This is a genomic window from Pseudomonas sp. OTU750018, assembly GCF_011636575.1.
In the GTDB taxonomy this organism is placed as follows: domain Bacteria; phylum Pseudomonadota; class Gammaproteobacteria; order Pseudomonadales; family Pseudomonadaceae; genus Aquipseudomonas; species Aquipseudomonas peli.
The window spans coordinates 192,858-215,410 of record NZ_JAAPAU010000001.1; the positions used below are offsets into that span (position 1 = coordinate 192,858).

The 22,553-nt window shown below is 60.0% G+C and carries 24 protein-coding genes; 6 read left to right on the plus strand and 18 right to left on the minus strand.

The genetic code is table 11. From position 1 onward, the window contains the following. Positions 1-6: 6 nt before the first annotated feature. The 4 genes from fabD to HCI85_RS01000 all read right to left on the minus strand — a co-directional run bounded on the left by fabD (position 7) and on the right by HCI85_RS01000 (position 2,787). Entirely contained in the window at positions 7-945 is a 939-nt protein-coding gene (fabD, locus tag HCI85_RS00985; RefSeq protein ID WP_167141163.1) for an ACP S-malonyltransferase, read from the minus strand. A 104-nt stretch (positions 946-1,049) separates the two neighbouring features. Continuing rightward, on the minus strand, positions 1,050-2,060 hold the full coding sequence (gene plsX, locus HCI85_RS00990) for a phosphate acyltransferase PlsX (RefSeq protein ID WP_167141165.1): 1,011 nt from the start codon (positions 2,058-2,060) through the stop codon (positions 1,050-1,052). A 3-nt stretch (positions 2,061-2,063) separates the two neighbouring features. Then, a complete protein-coding gene (rpmF, locus tag HCI85_RS00995; RefSeq protein WP_090247995.1) occupies positions 2,064-2,246 on the minus strand; it encodes a 50S ribosomal protein L32 in 183 nt (60 codons plus the stop codon). A gap of 13 nt (positions 2,247-2,259) precedes the next feature. Continuing rightward, positions 2,260-2,787, minus strand: a complete 528-nt coding sequence (locus HCI85_RS01000) for a YceD family protein (protein WP_167141167.1) — start codon at positions 2,785-2,787, stop codon at positions 2,260-2,262. 122 nt (positions 2,788-2,909) lie between these two features. On the opposite strand from HCI85_RS01000, the gene HCI85_RS01005 reads away from it, so the two are divergent. Continuing rightward, entirely contained in the window at positions 2,910-3,488 is a 579-nt protein-coding gene (locus HCI85_RS01005; RefSeq protein ID WP_275113182.1) for a Maf family protein, read from the plus strand. A 50-nt stretch (positions 3,489-3,538) separates the two neighbouring features. On the opposite strand, the gene sppA is transcribed toward HCI85_RS01005, so the two are convergent. From sppA to rluC, 3 genes are read right to left on the minus strand one after another with little or no spacing between them, the layout of a single operon-like run. Beyond that, on the minus strand, positions 3,539-4,516 hold the full coding sequence (gene sppA / locus HCI85_RS01010) for a signal peptide peptidase SppA (RefSeq protein ID WP_167141169.1): 978 nt from the start codon (positions 4,514-4,516) through the stop codon (positions 3,539-3,541). After that, entirely contained in the window at positions 4,506-5,216 is a 711-nt protein-coding gene (locus HCI85_RS01015) for an HAD-IA family hydrolase (protein ID WP_241693707.1), read from the minus strand. The genes sppA and HCI85_RS01015 overlap by 11 nt, the downstream gene beginning before the upstream one ends. Further along, complete coding sequence (gene rluC, locus HCI85_RS01020) at positions 5,209-6,162, minus strand: 23S rRNA pseudouridine(955/2504/2580) synthase RluC (protein WP_167141173.1); 954 nt, start codon at positions 6,160-6,162, stop codon at positions 5,209-5,211. The genes HCI85_RS01015 and rluC overlap by 8 nt, the downstream gene beginning before the upstream one ends. Before the next feature lie 581 nt (positions 6,163-6,743). On the opposite strand from rluC, the gene rne reads away from it, so the two are divergent. Then, entirely contained in the window at positions 6,744-9,842 is a 3,099-nt protein-coding gene (gene rne, locus HCI85_RS01025; RefSeq protein WP_167141175.1) for a ribonuclease E, read from the plus strand. Between the two features lie 103 nt (positions 9,843-9,945). Here rne and murB read toward each other — a convergent pair whose 3' ends face one another. The 8 genes from murB to HCI85_RS01065 all read right to left on the minus strand — a co-directional run bounded on the left by murB (position 9,946) and on the right by HCI85_RS01065 (position 16,808). Continuing rightward, entirely contained in the window at positions 9,946-10,965 is a 1,020-nt protein-coding gene (gene murB, locus HCI85_RS01030; RefSeq protein ID WP_160084913.1) for a UDP-N-acetylmuramate dehydrogenase, read from the minus strand. Further along, positions 10,962-11,426: a low molecular weight protein-tyrosine-phosphatase gene (locus tag HCI85_RS01035; RefSeq protein ID WP_160084914.1), complete on the minus strand. Its 465-nt coding sequence runs from the start codon at positions 11,424-11,426 to the stop codon at positions 10,962-10,964. Before HCI85_RS01035 ends, murB begins: the two co-directional genes overlap by 4 nt. Further along, a complete protein-coding gene (gene kdsB, locus HCI85_RS01040) occupies positions 11,426-12,190 on the minus strand; it encodes a 3-deoxy-manno-octulosonate cytidylyltransferase (protein ID WP_160084915.1) in 765 nt (254 codons plus the stop codon). Before kdsB ends, HCI85_RS01035 begins: the two co-directional genes overlap by 1 nt. Then, a complete protein-coding gene (locus HCI85_RS01045; RefSeq protein WP_090387286.1) occupies positions 12,191-12,376 on the minus strand; it encodes a Trm112 family protein in 186 nt (61 codons plus the stop codon). It abuts the gene before it with no gap. A gap of 61 nt (positions 12,377-12,437) precedes the next feature. After that, complete coding sequence (gene lpxK, locus HCI85_RS01050) at positions 12,438-13,439, minus strand: tetraacyldisaccharide 4'-kinase (RefSeq protein WP_167141177.1); 1,002 nt, start codon at positions 13,437-13,439, stop codon at positions 12,438-12,440. Between the two features lie 13 nt (positions 13,440-13,452). Continuing rightward, positions 13,453-13,881, minus strand: a complete 429-nt coding sequence (locus HCI85_RS01055) for an ExbD/TolR family protein (protein ID WP_090248015.1) — start codon at positions 13,879-13,881, stop codon at positions 13,453-13,455. Then, positions 13,878-14,510 carry a MotA/TolQ/ExbB proton channel family protein gene (locus HCI85_RS01060; RefSeq protein ID WP_090248017.1) on the minus strand — a complete coding sequence of 211 codons (633 nt, stop codon included), beginning with the start codon at positions 14,508-14,510 and terminating at the stop codon, positions 13,878-13,880. Before HCI85_RS01060 ends, HCI85_RS01055 begins: the two co-directional genes overlap by 4 nt. Positions 14,511-14,582: 72 nt before the next feature. Then, on the minus strand, positions 14,583-16,808 hold the full coding sequence (locus HCI85_RS01065) for a DNA internalization-related competence protein ComEC/Rec2 (protein WP_167141180.1): 2,226 nt from the start codon (positions 16,806-16,808) through the stop codon (positions 14,583-14,585). 134 nt (positions 16,809-16,942) lie between these two features. Between HCI85_RS01065 and HCI85_RS01070 the strand changes: the two genes are divergently transcribed. Next, the gene (locus tag HCI85_RS01070) at positions 16,943-17,476 is read left to right on the plus strand and encodes a DUF2062 domain-containing protein (protein WP_090248020.1); all 534 of its coding nucleotides are present in this window, start codon (positions 16,943-16,945) and stop codon (positions 17,474-17,476) included. Between the two features lie 51 nt (positions 17,477-17,527). On the opposite strand, the gene HCI85_RS01075 is transcribed toward HCI85_RS01070, so the two are convergent. From HCI85_RS01075 to HCI85_RS01085, 3 genes are read right to left on the minus strand one after another with little or no spacing between them, the layout of a single operon-like run. Then, complete coding sequence (locus HCI85_RS01075; RefSeq protein ID WP_167141182.1) at positions 17,528-18,772, minus strand: lipoprotein-releasing ABC transporter permease subunit; 1,245 nt, start codon at positions 18,770-18,772, stop codon at positions 17,528-17,530. Beyond that, positions 18,772-19,455: a lipoprotein-releasing ABC transporter ATP-binding protein LolD gene (gene lolD / locus HCI85_RS01080; protein WP_167144197.1), complete on the minus strand. Its 684-nt coding sequence runs from the start codon at positions 19,453-19,455 to the stop codon at positions 18,772-18,774. The genes HCI85_RS01075 and lolD overlap by 1 nt, the downstream gene beginning before the upstream one ends. Positions 19,456-19,477: 22 nt before the next feature. Then, positions 19,478-20,728 (minus strand): lipoprotein-releasing ABC transporter permease subunit, encoded by a 1,251-nt coding sequence (locus HCI85_RS01085; RefSeq protein WP_167141184.1) that lies wholly within the window; start codon positions 20,726-20,728, stop codon positions 19,478-19,480. A gap of 94 nt (positions 20,729-20,822) precedes the next feature. On the opposite strand from HCI85_RS01085, the gene HCI85_RS01090 reads away from it, so the two are divergent. The 3 genes from HCI85_RS01090 to HCI85_RS01100 are packed head-to-tail and all read left to right on the plus strand — an operon-like array spanning position 20,823 to position 22,432. Further along, positions 20,823-21,404 carry a PilZ domain-containing protein gene (locus tag HCI85_RS01090; protein ID WP_167141186.1) on the plus strand — a complete coding sequence of 194 codons (582 nt, stop codon included), beginning with the start codon at positions 20,823-20,825 and terminating at the stop codon, positions 21,402-21,404. Positions 21,405-21,416: 12 nt separating this feature from the next. Continuing rightward, positions 21,417-21,719: a phosphodiesterase gene (locus HCI85_RS01095; RefSeq protein ID WP_167141188.1), complete on the plus strand. Its 303-nt coding sequence runs from the start codon at positions 21,417-21,419 to the stop codon at positions 21,717-21,719. Next, positions 21,716-22,432, plus strand: coding sequence for a glycerophosphodiester phosphodiesterase (locus HCI85_RS01100; protein ID WP_167141190.1), 717 nt, complete (start codon positions 21,716-21,718; stop codon positions 22,430-22,432). The genes HCI85_RS01095 and HCI85_RS01100 overlap by 4 nt, the downstream gene beginning before the upstream one ends. Positions 22,433-22,553: the final 121 nt, after the last annotated feature.

The following is a 22,553-nucleotide window of genomic DNA, read 5'->3' on the forward strand; positions in this document are numbered from 1 at the left end:
CCTTAATCAGACCAGGGCCGCGTTCGCAGCAGCGAAGACGTCCGGGGTGTCCAGGTTATGGGTATTGATGCCTTTGACGCAGCGCTTGTTCAAACCAGACAACACCTTGCCCGGACCGCACTCAACCAGATCCGTCACACCTTGAGTAGACAGGCAGACGATCGACTCGACCCAACGCACTGGACTGTAAAGCTGAGCCAGCAGGTCGCGCTTGAGCCCTTCCAGATCAGTCACTGCCGCAGCGCTGACGTTCTGTACCAAAGCGATTTGCGGAGCCTGCCAGTCAATTGCCGCTACTGCTTCGGCAAAGCACTCAGCCGCAGGGCGCATCAACGCGCAGTGCGACGGCACGCTAACCGGCAACGGCATCGCGCGCTTGGCTCCACGCGCCTTGCACGCCTCAATAGCGCGCTCGACGGCAGCAGCGCCGCCGGCGATCACCACCTGACCCGGGGCATTGAAATTCACCGCGCTGACCACTTCACCCTGCGCAGCCTCGGCGCAAGCCGCCAATACATCAGCATCTTCCAGACCGAGAATCGCTGCCATGCCGCCCTGCCCGGCTGGAACAGCCTGCTGCATCAGCTGGCCGCGATGTTCAACCAGCTTGACCGCAGCGGCCAGCGACAGACTACCGGCGGCAACCAGCGCCGAGTACTCACCCAGGCTGTGCCCGGCGACAAACGCCGGACGCGCGGCGCTCTCAGCAAACCAGGCACGCCACAGCGCAACAGAAGCGGTGAGGATCGCCGGCTGAGTCTTGTCGGTTTGATTGAGTTGTTCTTCAGGACCTTGCTGAGTCAACGCCCAGAGGTCATAACCAAGGGCTTCGGAAGCCTCGGCGAAGGTTTCGAGGATCAGCGGTCGTTGCGCACCATGCTCGGCGAGCATGCTCAGCGACTGGGAACCCTGACCTGGAAAGACGAATGCGAGAGATGCAGACATGGAAACCTGTTCCTAATGATCGTGATCGTCGGTAATACGCGCCCAGCCTAGCCAAGCGCAAGAAACTGACAGTTGGATGACAGGCTGCCCGCTGCGGTCACATTCTAAAGCAGGTGCTCGCCCAGGCGACCGTGCAAACGCTGCGGCAAATCCTCTTCAATCTCCCGCAAAGCTCGGCGAATAGCGCTTTTAAAGTCGTCAGGCCCGGCCGCACCATGGCTTTTCACCACAATACCCTGCAGACCGACAAAACTTGCACCATTGTGCTGCGCCGGGGCCAGCTCACCCTGCAAGCGCCGCAACAGCGGCAACGCTAAAAAACCCGCCATGCGCGCCTTCAGGCTAGATTTAAACAGCGCCTCAATCCGCCCAGCAATCATTGCCGCCAGACCTTCGCTGGACTTGAGCAGGATATTGCCGACAAAACCGTCGCACACCACGACATCGGCCTCACCGCGATACAACCCATCGCCCTCGACAAAACCGATGTAGTTCAGGCCTTCCGCTTGCTGCAGCAGACTGGCTGCCAGCTTGACCTGCTGATTGCCCTTGATGTCTTCAGTGCCGACGTTCAGCAACGCCACGCGCGGACGCACCGTACCCAACGCTTCAGCGGTAACCGAGCCCATCACGGCAAATTGGTAGAGGTGCTCGGCGCTGCAATCGACATTGGCGCCCAGGTCGAGCAGATGACAGAAGCCCGCCTGCGTAGGAATGGCGGTGACCATGGCCGGACGATCAATGCCGGGCAAGGTTTTAAGCACATAGCGCGACAACGCCATCAGCGCCCCGGTATTACCGGCACTGACGCAGGCCTGCGCCGCACCACTGCGCAGTAACTCAAGACTGATACGCATCGACGAATCCGGCTTGCCGCGCAGCGCCTGGGCCGGACGCTCGTCCATGGCGATAATCTCAGCAGCATGCTCAACGCGCAGACGTGCACGATCGACGCTGGGATAGCGGGCAATCAGGGATTCAAGAAGCGAAGATTGGCCAACGAGGACCAGGTGCAACGAAGAGTATTCAGCCAGGCAAGAGATGCAGGCTGGAACAATGCAGTGGGGACCGAAGTCCCCACCCATTGCATCAATCGCGATGATCGGAGCGGACAAGATTTACTCGTCAGCGCCCTTGTCGATCACTTTACGACCACGGTAAACGCCTTCTGGCGATACGTGGTGACGCAGGTGGATTTCACCGGTGCTTTTCTCGACCGACAGAGTGCTGGCCTCGAGAGCATCGTGCGAACGACGCATGTCACGGGCGGAACGGGATTTTTTGTTCTGCTGAACAGCCATAACTAATTAACTCCTAAACGTTTGGGTCACGCTTTAACTGCGCCAATACACTGAACGGGTTGGACCGCGTTACCTCGTCCTCGCTCGACTCGGGCTCTTCGAGGCCGGTCGGCTGCTGGCAATCTTTAGGGTCATGAGCCGGGACAATGGGCAAGGCAAGCAGAAGCTCCTCCTCAACCAGCGCCAGCAGATCCAATGGGTCTTCACCCAACTCAATCACGTCATAGCCTTGCGGCACTGACTGGGTATTCGCACCCTCTTTCACCACAGCGTAATCACATGCACTGTGGATCGGCAAAGTGACCAGCTCCAGACAACGCTGGCAAACCATCTTGACTTCAACCTCAAGCTCGCTGTGAAAAACTACAGCATTGCGCTCGTCGCGCTCGAAGAAGAACTTCGTACGCACCATGCCTTGGTTATCGGCAAGCGGGCCGCAGAGTCGCTGCAAATCTGACAGTAGCAGCTCACCTTCGAGGGTGGCGCTGCGATCTGCTAGTTTGCGCGGATCAACGTGAGGTGGAATCGGGCCATTTGACATAGGCGGCGCATTTTAGGGATGCAACCCGCCGCTGTCAAAGGAAATTCGGCCTGTCCAGCATATGGGCCGACAGCTAGAATCGCCCACCCTCTGCAAACAACTATATATAGAAGGAAATCGCCGTGCTGCCTCTGGTGCTCGCCTCCAGCTCACCCTACCGACGTGAACTGCTCACCCGCCTGCGCTTGCCCTTCACCTGGAGCGCTCCGCAAATCGACGAATCACGGCGACCTGATGAAGACGCAGAAGCCCTGGCGCACCGGCTATCGCTGGAAAAGGCCCAAGCACTGAGCGCTAGCCACCCGCAGCACCTGATCATCGGCTCAGATCAAGTCGCGGTACTCGGCTCACAAATCATCGGCAAACCGCACACCCTGGAGCGCGCTCGCGAACAGCTAATGGCCGCCAGCGGTAACAGCGTGACCTTTCTGACTGGCCTCACCCTGCTTAACAGCGCCACCGGCCAGCAGCAAACCGACTGCATACCCTTCACGGTGCATTTCCGCCGACTCAGCGAAGCGCAAATCATGCGCTACCTGACCACCGAACAACCCTTCGACTGCGCGGGCAGCTTCAAGGCCGAAGGCCTGGGCATCAGCCTGTTTCGCAGCACCGAAGGCAGCGACGGCAACAGCCTGATCGGCCTCCCCCTGATCCGCCTGGTGGACATGCTGCAAGCCAGCGGTATCGATATCCCCTAAAAACAACAAGCCCGATCAATGACCGGGCTTGCTTGCAACAGCTCCAGACCTTAACGCAACGCCGGCCCCTGGAACCCCATCCAAAGGGCAATGCGTTCAGCCATGCTGGCACCTAAAGTTTTGGCAAACTTATCGAAAGGCGATTCTTGCACCGTGAAGTCGACGATTTCCTTCTCGCCAATCACCTCCCGCGCCACGTAGCTGGTATTGCCCAAGGCATCGACCAACCCAAGCTTTAAAGCCTGCTCGCCAGACCAGACCAAGCCCGAGAACAGCTCTGGGTGCTCGGCATCCTTCAAGCGCTCACCACGCCCCTGCTTTACGCTGGCAATAAACTGACGATGGGTGGTTTCCAGAACGCCCTGCCAAAACTTGGTTTCTTCGGCCTTTTGCGGCTGGAATGGGTCGAGAAACGCCTTGTGCTCACCGGAGGTATACACGCGGCGATCAACACCCAGCTTCTCCATCACCCCCACAAAACCAAAGGTTGCCGCAGTCACACCGATGGAGCCGACCAGACTGGCCTTGTCGGCATAAATCTCATCAGCCGCACTGGCGATGTAATAAGCCCCGGAGGCACCCAAATCGGTGATCACTGCATACAGTTTGATCGCCGGGTATTCGGCGCGCAGGCGGCGAATCTCGTCATAGATATAGCCCGACTGCACCGGACTGCCACCCGGGCTATTGATGCGCAGGATCACGCCCTTGGTGTTGGCATCCTCAAACGCCGCACGCAGACTGCTGACGATATTGTCGGCACTAGCCGACTCCTGATCGGCAATCATCCCGCGCACTTCGATCACCGCAGTATGGCTACCGGTGGTCGCGCCTTTTTTCATCGCCAGCATGGGCGAGAACAGCGCCAGTGCGCCGAAGATATAAATGAAGGTCAGCAGCTTGAAGAAAATCCCCCAGCGCCGCGCGCGACGCTGCTCCTGCACACCGGCCAGCAGGGTCTTCTCCAGCAGCTGCCAGCTTTTACCGTCGCCATCAGCCGCTGCCGACGCCTTCCATTCATCTGCCATGCAAAACCACCTCAACTGACTGATTAGACGCACGCTGACCTAGCCAGGCGCGCAACTCGGTAAAACATTCTATTGCCAGCGTTGGCTGACACTCACGCAAGGCCTGCAAAGGCTGCGCGCCATAACCCACCGCCACACAATCCATGCCAGCGCGCTGCGCCATCAACAGATCGAAGGACGAGTCACCCACCATCAGCGCCCGATCAGCAGCAACGCCGCTTTGCGCAAGAATCTCGTGCAACATCAGCGGGTCCGGCTTGCTCGCCGTTTCGTCGGCGCAGCGGCTGTAGTCGAAATAATCCAACCAGCCACGATCCGCCAGCACGCGCTGCAAACCATGCCGCCCTTTGCCAGTCGCTACCGCCAGACGATAGCCCTCAGAACGAAACGCCTCCAAACCTTCAGCAACGCCATGGAACAGCGCCGAAGGCTCGGACTCAAGAGCCAGGTAGCTTTCGCTGTAGCTTTGCCGCAGACGCTGCGCACGAAGCGCGTCATGCATATCCGGATAAAGACAACGAATCGCTTCAGGCAAACCCAAGCCGATAATGCCGCGCACCTGATCATCCGTGCAGCGCGGCAACTCACAGGCATCGGCAGCCAGATGCATCGCGGCGACAATCCGACCGATGGAATCAACCAGTGTGCCGTCCCAATCGAAGATCAGCAGCTGGTAGCCACGTTCCTGACTGTCACTCACCGAGACGCACCATAGTCCGCGCCCACATTTCATCGACCGGCGCCTCAAGCTTGAGCTGACCACCCTCAGGCAGCGGCACAACCAACTCATAGGCATGCAGAAACAGGCGTTTACCGCCTAGATCGCGAATTTCCTTGGTGAAATCGTCATCGCCGTACTTGCTGTCACCGGCAATGCAGTGCCCGGCATACTGTGTATGCACACGAATCTGATGGGTACGCCCAGTGACCGGCTTGGCCTCAACCAAGGTGGCAAACTCTCCGAAGCGGCGCAGCACACGAAAAACGGTCAACGCCTCCTTACCTTCAGGATTGACCTCGACCATGCGCTCGCCCGAACGCAGATTGCTCTTCAGTAGCGGCGCATTAACTTGCTTCTTGGCAGTCGCCCAATGCCCGCGAACCAGCGCCATATAGCGCTTATCCACACCATCGCCACGCAAGGCTTCGTGCAAGTGACGCAACATGCTGCGCTTCTTGGCGAGCATCAGTAGGCCCGACGTATCACGATCCAAGCGATGCACCAGCTCCAGGTCCTTGGCATCTGGGCGCAGCTGACGGAAGGCCTCAATAACTCCGTAATTCAGGCCACTGCCGCCATGCACAGCGATACCCGCCGGCTTGTTCAGCACGATAAGCGCCTTGTCTTCATAGACAATTGCAGCCTCAAGGCGCTGCAAAAGCCCCTGAGCCAGCGGCTCGGGCTCATCGCGCTCAGCCAAGCGCAGCGGTGGTACACGAATAATGTCGCCAGCCTGCAGCTTGTATTCAGGCTTGATCCGCCCCTTGTTCACACGCACTTCGCCTTTACGCAAAATCCGGTAAATCAAAGTCTTGGGCACGCCCTTAAGCTGGGTGCGAAGAAAGTTATCAATGCGTTGGCCGGCAAGTTCCGGCGCAACCTCGAGCAGCTGGACGCCGGAGGTTGGAGGGGAAGGATTTGTCATCGCGCAATCATAACAATTTTTTATGGAATTGAAGCACTTAATCATTGCTGCTATAGTCGGGAACGCCGCCAAAAGCGGCTTGGTTTGCGGATGATCGCCAAAACTGCCATCCCCCAACCAACGCAACCCATTTGGGACGTGAGGCCGTCCGACGGGTTATTCAACGAAAGAAAAGCCTCCAAGGCTGTGAATAACTCGGAAATAAAGCCTATAAGCCATGATGCGCAGCCAGTCCCTTTGGACGGTTGCGGTAATAGTTAACCCGCTGCGGATGTTCGCGAGCGGCACCCGAGTTTCAGCGATACGTGTAGGGTGGAGATGTACAACTGTTGGTCCGCGTAGCAGCTCGCTTTACCAAGACGCTTCATCTCGTCCGCTACCAACAGCTGATTCCTCCTCCTGACTTAGTGCTTTCTGTTATCACAGCGAGCAGGAGACGTCCGTCGCGGCCCAGCACAATTGGCTGACCGCCGCTAGACACTGGAACGCTTTACGACCGTTCCTGACGCACCTGACACCGACCCCTGAAGTCGTGTGTGCCGAACGCCGCTTCCGCCAGCACCGGAAACCGACGGTACTACATGAAAAGAATGCTGATTAACGCAACTCAGCCCGAAGAGTTGCGTGTTGCCCTAGTAGATGGGCAGAAACTCTACGACCTGGACATCGAGTCCGGCGCCCGTGAGCAGAAAAAATCCAACATCTATAAGGGTAAAATTACCCGTGTAGAGCCCAGCCTTGAAGCTGCCTTCGTCGACTTCGGCTCTGAGCGTCACGGTTTTCTGCCACTCAAAGAAATCTCCCGCGAATACTTCAGCAAGGCCCCAGAAGGTCGCGTCAACATTAAAGACGTGCTCCGGGAAGGCCAGGAAGTAATTGTTCAGGTCGAGAAAGAAGAGCGTGGCAACAAGGGCGCAGCCCTAACCACCTTTATCAGCCTCGCCGGTCGTTACCTGGTGCTGATGCCGAACAACCCACGTGCTGGTGGCATCTCGCGTCGTATCGAAGGCGAAGAGCGTAATGAGCTGCGTGAAGCACTGAACGGCCTGGTCGCCCCAAGCGACATGGGCTTGATCGTGCGCACCGCAGGCCTCGGCCGCTCCAGTGAAGAAATGCAGTGGGACCTCGACTATCTGCTGCAGCTCTGGACCGCGATTAAAGAAGCCTCGTTGGACCGCGCTGCCCCCTTCCTGATCTATCAGGAAAGCAACGTGATCATCCGCGCAATCCGCGACTACCTGCGCCAGGACATCGGCGAAGTACTGGTCGACAGCATCGAAGCGCAGCAGGAAGCCCTGAGTTTCATCAACCAGGTGATGCCGCAGTACGCCAGTAAGATCAAGCTGTATGAAGACAGCGTGCCGCTGTTCAACCGCTTCCAGATCGAAAGCCAGATCGAAACAGCTTTCCAGCGTGAAGTGAAATTGCCGTCCGGCGGTTCGATTGTTATCGACCCAACCGAAGCCCTGGTGTCCATCGACATCAACTCGGCACGCGCCACCAAAGGCAGCGACATCGAAGAAACCGCCCTGCAGACCAACCTGGAAGCGGCTGAAGAAATCGCCCGCCAACTGCGTCTGCGTGACATCGGCGGCCTGATCGTCATCGACTTTATCGACATGACCCCGGCGAAGAACCAACGCGCCGTGGAAGAAAAAGTCCGTGAAAGCCTGGAAGCCGACCGCGCCCGCGTACAAGTGGGCCGTATCTCGCGTTTTGGCCTGCTGGAAATGTCGCGCCAGCGCCTGCGTCCATCCCTGGGCGAAAGCAGCGGTATCGTCTGCCCACGCTGCAATGGTCAAGGCATCATCCGCGACGTCGAATCGCTTTCGCTGGCCATTCTGCGCCTGATCGAAGAAGAAGCCCTGAAAGACCGCACTGCTGAAGTCCGCGCACAAGTGCCAATTCCAGTTGCCGCCTTCCTGCTCAACGAAAAACGCAACTCGATCACCAAGACCGAACTGCGCACGCGTGCACGCATCGTGATCATTCCGAATGATCACTTGGAAACACCGCACTTCGAAGTTACGCGCATCCGTGACGACAGCCCTGAAGCGCAATCCACTCAGTCCAGCTATGAAATGGCGACTATTGAAGTGGAAGAAGAGAAGCAGGCCGCCGCAACGCGCACCCTGGTTCGCCAGGAAGCAGCGATCAAAACCGCGCCGCAGCGCACTGCACCAACTCCGGTTGAAGCAGTAGCCGCACAGCCTGTTGCTGCCGCTGAGCCAAGCCTGTTCAAAGGCCTGGTCAAGTCGCTGGTCAGCCTGTTCGCTGGTAAGGAAGAGGAAAAGCCTGCCGTCGTCGAGAAGAAAACCAGCGAACGCCCTCAGCGCAGCGATGAGCGTCGTAACGGTCGCCAACAGAACCGCAACCGCGGTGGTCGCAGCAGCGAAGAGCGTAAACCACGTGAAGACCGCGGCCCTCGTGAAGAGCGCGCACCGCGCGAAGAACGTCAGCCACGCGTTGCCCGTGAAGAACGCGCACCGCGCGAGGAACGTGCGCCACGTGAAGAACGCAGCCCACGCGACGTTGTAGAAGTTCGTCAGCCGCAGGAAGTGCGCCAATCGCGCCCACCGCGCGAAGAGCGTCAGCCGCGCGACCGCAAGCCACGTGAAGAGCGCCAGCCGCGCGAACTGCGTGAGCCACTGGATGCCGCACCGGGTGATAGCGCAACGGTCAGCGAAGAAGTCCGTGCCGAACGCCCACAACGCGAACCACGCCAGCCGCGCGCACCGCGTGAAGAGCGTCAGCCGCGTGCTGAGCAGGCCGCTGTAGCCGCCGATGAAGAAGTACTGAACGCTGAAGAAGCGCTACAGGACGATGAGCAGGAAGGCAGCGAAGGTGGCGATCGCCCACGTCGCCGCTCCCGTGGCCAGCGTCGTCGCAGCAATCGTCGCGAGCGCCAGAACGATGCCAACGGCAACCCGATCGAAGGCAGTGAGGAAGGCGCAGAAGTATCAGCTGATGCCGACAACGCAACAGTTGCAGCAGTAACCGCCGCCGTTATCACCGGCGCAGACGAAACTGCCCAAGCAACCGTTGAAGCAGCACCGGTAGTTGTCGAGCAGGAGCAGCCACGCGAAGTCGCTGCCGCTGAAGCGCCACAAGCCGCTGTTGAGGCAGTAGTTGTAGAAGCAGTAAGCAACCCGGTTGTCGAATCCAGCGAAGCACCTGTATATGCCACCGAAGTCAGCGAAGCTGCACCAGCACCTGCTGTTGTAGAGGCGCCAGCTCCGGTTGCAGAGGTTGTTGAAGCGCCTGCCGTGGTTACCGCACCCGAGCCGGTTGCCGAAGCCGTAATAGCTGAAGTTGTAGCAGCCGAAGCTGCCCCTGTTGTTGCCGTCAGCAGCAGCGGTCGCGCGCCTAACGATCCGCGCGAAGTGCGTCGTCGTCAGCGTGAAGCCGAGCGTCTCGCCCGCGAAGCCGCCGAAGCACCAGCTGCTGCCGTACAGGTTGAAGCTGCTGCACCGGTAGCTGAAGAGCCGGCTGCAGAAGTGGTTGCCGAAGCCGTAGTTGAAACTGCAGCCGAAGCACCTGCGAGCATCGAAGCAGTCGAGCCCAAGGCCGAAACCGCCGCGCAAGTAGAAGCAGAAGTAAGCCAGGAGCCGCAAAGCTCACTGTTTACTGAAGTAGAAGCTGACGAGCAGGATAAAGAAGCGGTCAAACCGCAGGTCTGATCCGCTAGGCAATAAAAAAGGGGATGCTTCGGCATCCCCTTTTGCGTTCTGGCTTTTATTACAGCGCGATCAATACGCTGGTCGCAGCCTGCCGCCAAACGCCTTACAGCACGTTTGGCTCGATCTCCAACTCCACCGCAAAACGCTGGGCGATATCCGCCTGGATACGCTGCGCCAGTGCCAACAACTGCGCCCCGGTGGCTGCACCGTAATTCACCAGCACCAGCGCCTGCAAACGATGCACACCTGCATCACCGTCACGAAAGCCCTTCCAGCCCGCCCGCTCGATCAACCAGCCGGCGGCCAGCTTGACCTGTCCGTCTGCCTGAGCATAAGCCACCAGATCGGCATGCTCAGCGCGCAAGCGTTGCGCCAGCTCACCCGATACCAGCGGGTTCTTGAAGAAGCTGCCAGCATTGCCTAGCTCAGCCGGGTCAGGCAGTTTTTCGCTGCGAATGACGCAGATGGCCTGACTGACATCCAGCGCCGTCGGGACACCAATGCCCTGCTCCGCCAGACGCTGACGAACCGGACCGTAATCCAGATGCAGCGCAGCCGCGCGGCTCAAGGCAAAGCGCACCCGCAGGATGACCCAGCGCCCGCTTTCGCGCTTGAACAAGCTATCGCGGTAGGCAAAGGCGCAGTCCTGCAAAGAAAACTCACGCAGCTCGCCACTGTGCCTATCCAAAGCAGTCAAACCGGCAAACAGATCCTTCAGTTCAACGCCGTACGCACCGATATTCTGTACCGGCGCCGCACCCACGGTGCCAGGAATCAGGCTGAGGTTTTCCAAACCGGCAAAACCTTGCGCCAGCGTCCACTGCACAAATGGATGCCAGGACTCCCCCGCTTCCGCCTCAATCAGCACACGCTCGCCGTCATCGCTGAGTACGCGAATACCGCGACTGGCCATGCGCAAAACCAGCGCCTCAACGTCAGCGGTGAGCAGCAGATTGCTGCCGCCACCGAGCAACAACAGCGGCAACTGCTGCGTTTGCGCATAGCTCAGCGCTTCGCGCACCTGCTGATCATTCTCAGCCTCGGCAAAATGGCTGGCCTGGGCCTGGACGGCAAAGCTGTTATAGGGCTTCAGCGATACCTGGGTGCGCACCTGCAAGCTCATAAGCGCCCCTTGAGTTCGATAACCAGGGCATCACAGGCCTGCTCGATCAAATCCAGCACCTGGGCAAAACCGGCTTCACCACCGTAATAGGGGTCCGGCACTTCATCCAGCTCCAACTGATAACGACGCAGAAATAGGTCCAACTCGGCCGCATCATTGCCCGCACGCAGCTGCTGCAGGTCGTGCAGGTTGCTGTTATCCATCGCCAGAATCAGGTCAAAGGCATGAAAATCCGCCGCTTTGACCTGCCGACCGCGCAGCGCAGACAGGTCATAGCCACGCTGCTGCGCAGCCTGACGCGTGCGCAGATCAGCAGCCTTGCCCACGTGCCAGTCACCAGTGCCGGCCGAATCTACTTCGACGCGCCCTTCCAGCCCGGCTTCACGCAGCTTGTGGCGCAACACGCCTTCGGCCGTGGGTGAGCGGCATATATTGCCCAGGCAGACAAACAGAACGCGCATCAGGCCCCCAGCAGGCGACGAACCCGCTCCAGGTCTTCCGGTGTGTCGACACCCGCAGACGGCGCTTCAAGGGCATCGGCGACATGGATACGCACGCCATGCCAGAGCGCGCGCAGCTGCTCCAGGCACTCGGTGTCTTCCAGCCAGCACGGGCCCCAGGCGACGAAGTCATGCAGAAACTGCGCACGGTAGGCGTAGATGCCGATGTGGCGACGGTATGGCACGCCTGCTGGCAGCTCGTCACGGTTCTTGGCGAAGGCATCCCGCGCCCAGGCCAGCGGCGCACGGCTAAAGGTAAGGGCAAGGCCAGTCTTGTCGCTGACTACCTTGACCACATTGGGGTTGAACAGCGCCTGCACATCCTCAATCGGCTCAGCCAGGGTGGCGATTGCCGCCTGCGGATTCGCTGCCAAATTGGCCGCCACCTGATCAATGATCGATGGCGGAATCAGCGGCTCATCACCCTGTACGTTGACCACGATGGCGTCAGCAGCCAGGCCTAGAGCCGTCGCCACCTCGGCCAGACGGTCGGTGCCTGAATTGTGATCGACGCGGGTCAACACCACCTGCGCACCAAAGCCCTGACACGCCTCAACGATGCGCGCATCGTCAGTGGCGACGACCACCTGCTGCGCGCTGCTTTTGCACGCCTGTTCCCAGACATGCTGAATCATCGGTTTGCCGGCAATATCCTGCAGCGGCTTGCCCGGCAGGCGGCTGGAAGCAAAACGCGCCGGAATCACAACGGTAAAGGCAGTGCTCATTTACTTGTCCAGGCGCTCGTCGACGTTGAGGGTGCGGGCTTCAGTTTCCAGCATCACCGGGATGCCATCGCGCACCGGGAAAGCCAGTGCGTCTGCCTTGCAGATCAGCTCGCTCTTGTCAGCGGCGAGCTTCAGCGGGCCCTTGCACAGTGGGCAGGCGAGAATGTCGAGTAGTTTCGGGTCCATGGGAGATCCTTGAGAGGAAGCAGCTGCTTAGGCGGATGAGGCCGCCGAATGATCAGAACAGTCAGGCGCGCGGCACAAGACGCTGCAATTGCCGATCAAACCAGGCGACAAACGCGGCCGAAGGCTCGGCATCCACCGCCAGGTACCACCAATCGTCAGCCGCAAAGGCACGGCACTTGACCGCATCCTTTTCCGTCATCAGCACCGGCAGCGCCGGGCTGAAATTCAGCAGCTCGGCACTGTACGGCGCATGGTCGGCAAAGGCATGCGCAACAGGCAGCCAGTGTAGCCCTTCGAGGGTATTGAAGAAACGCTGCGGGTTACCAATACCGGCGACCGCGTGCAGGGCCTGTCCGGCCGGGAAATGACTGAGCGGATGCTGCTCGCCACTGCGCAGGTTGACCAAGGTGCGTGGCTGCAGGGTAAAACCGTAGCCATCCTGCGGATCGCTAGACGCGCCGTTATACAGCAGCGCATCCACACTCTGTAGGCGCTCAACCGGTTCCCGCAGCGGGCCGGCAGGCAGGCAATGGCGATTGCCCAAGCCGCGCGCGGCATCGATCAGCACCAATTCGAGATCTCGAGCCAGGCGGTAGTGCTGCAAGCCGTCATCACTGAGGATCAGGTCCAGCGGCTCGGCCACCAGCAAGGCAGCCACCGCGCGACTGCGATCAGGATCAATCATCAGCGGCACGCCGCTGCGTTGCACAATTAGCAGCGGCTCATCACCGGCCACGCTGGCGGCCTGATCGGCCTGCACGCGCCAGGGCAGCTGCGGCGGCTGCGCGCCATAGCCGCGACTGACCACACCGACGCGCAGCCCCTGACGGCGGCAATGCTCGATCAGCCAGAGAATCATCGGGGTCTTGCCGGTGCCGCCGACGGTTATATTGCCGACCACCACCACCGGCACGGGAGCACGGTAGATCTCGCCCTCACCGGCCAGAAAACGCGCACGCTTACGCTGTACCACAGCGCGATACAGCCACTCCAGCGGACGCAGCAGGCCCAGCGCCGGATGACCGGCGTACCAGGCAGCAGTGAGGCGTGCGGACAGGCTCATCAGTGGGCAACCCTCAAGGCGCGGCTTGCGCCTCGATGGTGGTCATGCGCAGATGAGCAAAACCCAGCTTGCCGGCCGCATCCATGGCGGTAATCACCGCCTGATGCTGGGCCTTGGCATCGGCGCTGATGATCAGTGGCAGGCTGTTATCACCTTCCGATTCCTTCTGCAGCGCTGCCATCAGGCTTTCCAGATCGCTTTTCAGCAACTGCTTGGCATTCAGCGAGTAGCTGCCATCGGCGGCAATCAGGATTTCCAGCTGCTTCAGTTCGGTCTGTTCCGGCGGCGTGCCGGTGGCGGCCTCCGGCAGGTCGACCTTGAGCTGAGTCTCACGGGTAAAGGTGGTGGTGACCACGAAGAACAGCAGCAGGATAAACACCACGTCGATCAACGAGGCCAGGTTGATCTCGACGTTCTCCCGCGGTTTGCGCCGGAATTTCACGCCTTGTCCTCGCCCATGTCGACGTCACGGTCGCCCTGCACCACTTCCACCAGGCGAATAGCCTCCTGCTCCATGCCGACCACCAGCTCATCGACGCGGCGCTGCAGGTAACGGTGGAAGAACAGTGCCGGAATGGCCACCATCAGACCCGCCGCCGTAGTAATCAGCGCCTTGGAAATACCGCCAGCGAGCAAGGACGCATTTGCCATGCCCGAGCCCATAAAGGAGCTGAAGATTTCGATCATGCCCAGCACCGTACCAAGCAAACCCAGCAGCGGCGCGATACCGGCAATGGTACCCAGGGCATTCAGGTAGCGCTCCAGATCATGAATGACCCGCCCGGCAGCTTCTTGGATGCACTCTTTCATGATCTCGCGACCATGTTTGGAGTTGGCCAGACCGGCTGCGAGGATCTGCCCCAACGGCGAGTTGGCGCGCAGCTCCTTGAGTTTCTGGTTATTGAGTTTTTTATCCTTGATCCACTTCCACACCTGACCGAGCAGGTTGGGTGGGGTGATGCGGCTCGGCCGCAGCGTCCACAGGCGCTCGGCAATGATGCCGGCCGCAGCGATAGAACACAGAATGATCGGCAGCATCATCCAGCCGCCAGCTTTAACCAGTTCCCACACGGTGGCAGATCCCCTTCACAAAAGTGGCGCCACTCTAGCATAGGGTCGCGGCCTCGCCGACCGCCGCCGTTCTCATTTTTCCCGCCAAAAACGTGCTCGATAGCGCAAACCCTGCGCAGGCTCGAATGCGCCTAAACGAATCCTTACCGCGCCCTGCTCGACGGTGTCGTACAACCGCGCCTCCAACGTCCGGTAACGCTCAATAACTTCGGCATGCGGATGGCCAAAGGCATTATGCGCACCACGGGAAACCAGCGCAGCTGTGGGTCTGACCTTTTCCAGAAAAGCCGCCGAAGATGAACTGCGACTGCCATGGTGCGGCGCCAGCAACCACTCTGCCGGCATGACCAGACCGCTGTTGAGCAATGCCCGCTCGGCATGGCTATCGATGTCACCGGTCAGCCACAGCCGCTCGCCGTTGGCCTCAATGCGCAGCACGCAGGACGCTTGATTGCCATCGCTCGCACCATCCCAGCGCCAGGTACTGAATTGCACGCCATCCCACTGCCAGTGCTGATCACTGGCGCAAGCTTGGGCCTGTAGTGAAGGCTCGAGCTTATCCGCTTCGCCACTGAGCACCTGCCTGACTGGCAGACCGCGCTGGATCGCTGCGGCGCCACCGGCGTGATCGTTATCGGCATGGCTGATCAGCAGCAGATCGAGCCCACGCACATCCAATGCGCGCAACGATGGCAGCACTATGCGTTCGCCAGTATCGAACTCGCCAAAGCGCGGGCCGGCGTCATACAGCAGGTCATGCGACTGGGTGCGCACCAGCACAGCCAGACCCTGACCGACATCCAGCATCCACACCTCGGCTCGCCCGTATTCCGGGCGCTGCTGCGGGCTGAACAACAAGGGCAGCAGCAATAACGCGCCCAGACTGCGCATCGGCAAAGCGGCCGGCAGTAGCAACACCAGCGCACCAAACGCCACCAGCAGCCAGGCCCAGAACGGCAAGGCGCTGGGCAACCAGGCCGGCAGCCACAGGGCCAATTGCGTCAATAACTCGAACAGCAGGTCCAGCACCCAGCCTGCTACCCAGAGCAGCGCAGCCCCCACCACAGGCACGGGCAGCAATAAGGTGCCGAGCAATGCCAGCGGCACCACCAGTAATCCCACCACGGGAACAGCCACCAGATTGGCCAAGGGGCCACTGGCACTCACCGGTAAACCGAGGGCAAGCAGCAACGGCAACAAGCCGATGGCCATCGCCTCTTGCGCGCGCAGGAGGGTGCTCCACCAGGACCAGGCACCGAGCCGACCGCTGAAAATCAGGATCAGCAGCATCACTGCGCCAAAGGACAACCAGAACCCTGGTTGCAAACTGGCCAACGGCTCGCCCAGCAACACTGCAAGTAATGCCACCAACACGGGCAACCACACACCCAGATGGCGAAAGCGCCAGCGCCAGAGCAACACCAGGCCGATCATCACGCAAGCGCGCTGTACTGGTACTTCAAACCCTGCCAATACGCCGTACGCCAACGCACCAAGAAAAGCCAACAGACAGGCACTAGGCAGCCAGGGCCAACTGCACGGCCAAAGTCCTAGGCGCGCCAAATTGGCAACCAGGCCATATAACAGCGCCGCCAACAGACCAATATGCTGGCCGGAGATCACCATCAGGTGCACCGTGCCGGTGTTCTGCAGTACCTGCCAATCTGCAGTCGACAGCCCCGAGTCGTCCCCCAACACCAGAGCCGCCAACGCGCCTTCGCGGCCATGTGCGGGCGTTGCCAAGAGCTGCTGACGCAAGCGGTCGCGCCAGGCCCCTGTTCCACTGGCAGGGGCAATCAGCTCACCACTTTTAACCGTACCGGTGGCGCCGATGCGTTGTGCCAGCAGCCAGGCTTCGTAATCGAATGCCTGAGGGTTGACCAGACCATGAGGGCGTTTGAGGCGTACGGCTAAACGCCAGGTTTCACCGGCGCGCACTGCCGGCCCGCCATACCAGGCCAGACGCAAACGTGCGGGCAATCTGTCACGTCGGGAAACTACCTGCTCCAGCTGGAAGCGCACCACGCCCTCGCCCACTTCGGGCAGACCGACCACCTGCCCTTGAAGCCACAAGGTACGCGAATCCAACTGCTGCGCCAGGCGATCATCCAACGCCCACTGCGCCGATACGCACGCCCAAGTGAAGCCAAATAGAAACAAGGCAATGGGATAGCTGCGAAATGGCAACAGCATCAAACCGGCGACCGGCAGAACAGCCAGCAGCCATAAGGGCGGCAAAGCCGGAAGGAAGCGCAGCACCAGCAGTCCGACCACCAGCGCGAAAATCCCTGTGCGCATAGACTCGCTCCGTGAGTCGAATACAGCATTTAACCTATCGATCAGCTTTTGCTTATTTGCTGTCACAAAGTGTGAAAACAGACTGCCATCAAAGAGTGCATAATGTCTGCGCTTTTACCCGCCAGAGAGCCTTCATGCCGCGTCGTTTATTCAAGCGCTACATGCCCCACCCAGACCGTATCAAGGGCAATAAATCCCTGCGCTTTCTGGGCAGCCTGATCCACGATCCCAACCTCTGGCACCTCAATCGCCATTCTGTTTCACGCGCCATGGCCATCGGTCTATTCTGGGCAATGATCCCCATGCCCATGCAAATGGCCGCCGCCGCCGCCGTGGCGATTCCAGCCCGGGGTAACCTGCCGATTTCGATTGGCCTGGTCTGGCTGACCAACCCGATCACCATGCCGCCGGTTTTCTACTGCAGCTACAAGTTCGGCGCCTGGCTGATGAACACGCCTACCCTGCAAATGCCTGATCACATCACCCTTAGCTGGGTCGGTCATGTTCTGCAAACCCACTGGCAGCCGCTCTATCTGGGCTCGTTAGTACTCGGTCTGCTGTTCGCCCTGATCGGCTACTTCGCCACCAACGCTTACTGGCGTTGGTGGGTGCGACACAACTGGCGCAAACGCCAGGAAAAACGTCGGCAGCAAGACGTACAGCACTGATGCAAAAAAGCCGTTACTGAGTAACGGCTTTTTTGTTTCTGCCAGCGTAGCTTATTCGTAACGCAACGCCTCAGCAGGTTGAATGCGCGATGCTCGCCAGGATGGGTAAACGGTAGCCAGAAAGCTCAGGCTGAACGCTGCACCGCAGATCAACAGCACATCAGACAGCAGCAACTCAGACGGCAGGTTGCTGATGAAATACACATCCGAACTCATCACCTGCTGACCGCTCAAGCGCTCGATCCAACCCACCAGCTGGCTAACATTCAGCGCCGCGAGAATCCCCAGCACCGCGCCAATCACAGTACCGATCACGCCGATCACCGTACCTTGCACCATAAAGATGCCCATTATCTGAGCCGGCGTCGCACCCAAGGTGCGCAGAATGGCGATATCCGCGCCCTTGTCTGCCACCACCATGATCAGCGTGGCAATGATATTGAAGGCCGCCACTGCAACGATCAGCAGCAGCAACAGGCCGATCATGGTCTTCTCCATCTTCATTGCACTGAACAGGCTGCCCTGGGTCAGAGTCCAGTCCGCTGAGCTGTAACCCGCGCCCAGCTCACTGACAATCTGCGCGGCGACTTGTGGCGCCTGGTAGAGGTCTTTCAGCTTCAGGCGCACGCTCTGCACCTGGCCCGGCTGCATACGTTGGATGTACGCCGCATCAGCAACGTGAATCAGCGCCAGCGAGCTGTCCAGCTCAGCACCCACTTTAAAGATGCCGACCACGTTAAGGCGCTGCATACGCGGGCTTATACCGCCCGGCACAGTGCTTAGCTCCGGCACGATTAGCGCCAGCTTGTCGCCCACCCGCAGCTGAAAGCGCCGCGCGGTGATCTCGCCGAGCACCACACCGAACTCACCCTCACGCAGGTCGCTCAGGCGGCCTTGCTGCATATGCTTGTCGATGATCGACACTTGCGGTTCCAGCGCCGGATCGATGCCGTGCAACTGCACCGGCTGCATCGCACCGCGCACCGAAAGCATGCCTTCGAGCTCGGCAAACGGCACTGCCGCGACTACTTGCGGATTGTTCTTCGCGGCTGCAGCGACCTGCTGCCAGTTATCCAGCGGCTGCGTCCCGACGATGCTGGCGTGCGGCACCATACCGAGGATGCGCGTGCTCATTTCCTTCTGAAAACCGTTCATCACCGACAGCACCACGATCATGGCCAACACACCCAAGGCCAGGCCAATCATCGAAGTCATCGAGATAAAGGAAATAAAGTGATTGCGCCGCTTGGCCCCGGTATAGCGGATACCGATAAAGATACTCAGCGGACGAAACATCAGGCGGCCACCAGCTTGCCGTCTTCCAGGCGCAGAATGCGGTCCATCTGCTGGGCCAGCGCCATGTCGTGGGTCACCACCAGAAAGGCGGTCTGCGACGAGCTGCTCAGCTCCTTCATCAGGTCCTGAATGCCTTGCGCAGTGTGATGATCGAGGTTGCCAGTGGGTTCATCGAGCAGCACCAGACCCGGCTGATTGACCAGCGCACGGGCGATGGCCACACGCTGACGCTCACCACCGGATAGCTCGGACGGCTTGTGCGCCAGGCGATGGCCGAGGCCAACCCGCTCCAGCAGCGCCGTGGCACGCTGACGCGCTTCGCTGATCGGCGTGCGACCAATCAACAACGGCATGCACACGTTCTCCAGCGCGGTAAATTCCGGCAGCAGGTGATGGAACTGGTAAACGAAACCCAGGGCGCGGTTACGCAGCAGACCGCGCTGTTTTTCATTCAGCGCCGACAACTCCTCGCCCGCCAGCCAGACGCTGCCGGTGCTCGGCGTATCCAGGCCACCGAGCATATTCAGCAAGGTGCTCTTACCCGAACCAGAGCTGCCAACAATCGCCACGCGCTCGCCGGGGTGCAGTTCCAGCTGCAAATCATGCAGCACCACCACTGATTGCGGGCCCTCGTCGTAGCTTTTACCGAGGTTGCGACAACTCAACACTGCACGATCTTGCATAACCGAATCACTCATAACCTGATCATTCATAACGCAGGGCCTCCGCAGGCTGGGTACGCGCTGCGCGCCACGCCGGGTAGAGGGTGGCGAAGAAACTGAGAATCAACGCCGCGCCACAGACCAGCAGCACATCCGCCAGCATCAGCTGCGAGGGCAGGTAGTCGATGAAATACACATCGGCATTGAGAAACTTGATCCCCAATAACCCTTCCAACGCAGCAATCGCACTGCTGATATTCAAAGCGGCAAGGCAGCCCAGCACCGCGCCAATCGCCGTGCCGAATACGCCGATCACCGTGCCCTGGACCATAAAGATCGCCATGATCTGCCGTGGCGTCGCGCCCAGGGTACGCAGAATAGCGATATCGCCCTTCTTGTCGGTAACCACCATGACCAGGGTGGAAATGATGTTGAACGCAGCGACCGCAACGATCAGCAACAGCAGCAGGCCAATCATCGCCTTCTCCATGCGGATCGCCTGGTACAGGTTGCCGTGGGTACGGGTCCAGTCGCGGGCATAGTAGTCACCCTCACCCAAGGTTTGCGCCAATGCCCAAGCGGTGCGCGGAGCTTCAAATAGATCAGCGAACTTCAGACGAATACCCTGCACTTGATCGGCCTGCCAGCGCTGCAAGCGCGCCAGATCCTGCACATGGGTCAGGGCCAGGTGACCGTCGATCTCGCCGGCGCCGACATGGAAAATACCGACCACGGTAAACCGCTTAAGCCGTGGAAACATACCGGCAGGGGTAACGGTCACTTCTGGCGCTACAAAGGTGACCTTGTCACCCAGACCGACGCCGAGCTTGGCCGCGGCCTTGTCGCCCAGCACCATGCCGAATTCACCGGGCTGCAACGCCTCCAGGCGACCCTGCTGAAAGAAGTTGCCGATGATCGAGACCTTGGCTTCTTCCTGCGGGTCGACCGCATTGATCAGCACTTTCTGCACCTTCCCGTCGTTGGTCAGCAGGCCCTGCATCTGGCTAAAGGGCGCAACCGCAAGCACCTGCGGGTTGCTCTGCGCCTTGTCGGCCAGGCTGCGCCAGTCCTTGATCGGCGTGGCGCTCTCGACAGTGGCGTGCGGCACCATGCCGAGCACGCGGGTGCGCATTTCATGGTCGAAGCCGTTCATCACCGACAGCACCAGAATCATCACCAGCACACCAAGTGCCAGCCCGATCATCGAGGTCAGGGAAATAAAGGATACGAAGTGGTTGCGACGCTTGGCCCGCGTGTAGCGCGTGCCGATAAATACGAACAGAGGTCTGAACATGTCGGGGCTGATTCGAGGGAAAAAGAAACGTCCTTGTGGCGGGGCTTGGCGAGCAGCCTTACACTCTGACCACTACTGCTGCCATGGGTTCGCCATGCCGACTCAAGATGAAGATGATCGCCGCGAATACTATCGTATCGACGATACGATCGCACTGGAATTCACCCTACTCTCAGGCGCCGAAGCCCTGGCCAGTGACGAGCTTCACGACAACTCGCCATTGTTCAACCTGCTCAGCGACCTGCACCTGATGGACTTCGAGTCGCAGCACCTGCTGCGGCACATCACCGAACGCGATCGCACCCTGGCCAACTACCTCAAGGTGATGAACAAGCGCATCGACTTGCTCGGTCAGGCCGTGGCGCAGAGCCTGCTGCGCGACATTGGTACGCCGCGCAGGGTCAGTCTGTCCGAGGGCGGTGTCAGCTTCAATAACCCTCAACCGGTCGCTGCCGGCGCGCACCTGGCGCTGAAAATGGTGCTGATGCCGCAAGCCCTGGGGCTGCTGTTGCGGGCCAAGGTGGTGCATTGCCAAGCATTGCCCTCACAACAATTTGAGATCGGTGCAGAATTCGAGGCCCTGACCGATGCCCAGCGCCAGCTACTTGCCCGGCATATTCTGCAGCGCCAGGCCCTGGAGCGTCGCCAGGCCCGCGAGCAACCTCTGCAACCCTGATAGCGAGCCACCATGCAACGTCTGTTTCTACTTCTCGCCCTGCTCCTGCCTCTCGGCGCTTACGCCGATACCCTGCAAATTCCTATCGGCCAGCAAGGTGGCGGCACACTGCAGCTGCCGCAGTTTGGCGAATCACAACGCGCGGTACTCGAGCGTTTCGGCCTGGCCGATGAAGAACATCCTAGCGTTGGTAACCCACCGATCACCCGCTGGGACTACCGTGAGTTCAGCGTCTACTTCGAGCACAAACACGTGATCAACAGCGTGCGTCATCATCAGCCCGGCGCAACCCTGCCCGACAAGGAGCAACAGTGACAGTCATCTATGGACATCGCGGCGCCAAAGGCGAGGTGCCGGAAAATACCCTGGCCAGCTTCCAGCAATGCCTCAAGCACGGCGTGCGCCGCTGCGAACTGGACCTGCACCTGTCGCGCGATGGCGAGCTGATGGTGATTCACGACCCAACCCTCAAGCGCACCACCGGCCATCGCGGCAAGGTCGTTGAGCATGATGCGGCCGAGCTGGTGACTTACGACGCACGCAGAGGCGGCCCTGGCGCCGTTACGCCATGCCCGATCCCGCGACTGGAAGAGCTGTTCCAGCACTGTGATTTCGAGCACTGGCAACTGGAAGTCAAAAGCGCCTCGAAGGTTCGCTCCGCGCGTATGGTCAAGGCGATTGCCGAATTGGCCGAGCGCTACCAGCTGACGGACAAAGTCACCGTAACCTCCAGCTCCCGCGAAGTGCTCGGCGCCCTGCAACGCCTGACGCCGCACCTGCAACGTGGCCTGGTCGCAGAATACGCCTGGCTCGATCCATTGAAAGTGGCCAAGCACTACGGCTGTCACCTGCTCGCGCTGAACTGGACGCTGTGCACCCCGGAACGCCTGCTCAAAGCGCAGAAAGCCGGCTTGCACGTCTCGGTGTGGACGGTCAACGAACCGACCCTGATGCGCCGCCTGGCAGACTTCGGCGTGGACAGCATCATCACCGACTTTCCCGGCCTGGCCGTGGCGACCCTGGAATAACCTCCCGGATAGCCCAGCTACAGAAACGAAAAAACCGGCCGCAAGGGCCGGTTTTTCGTTAAGCCTGATCAGAAACTTTCGCGATTAGGCCAACGCCAGTCGCTGGAGTCGCTGAACGGGT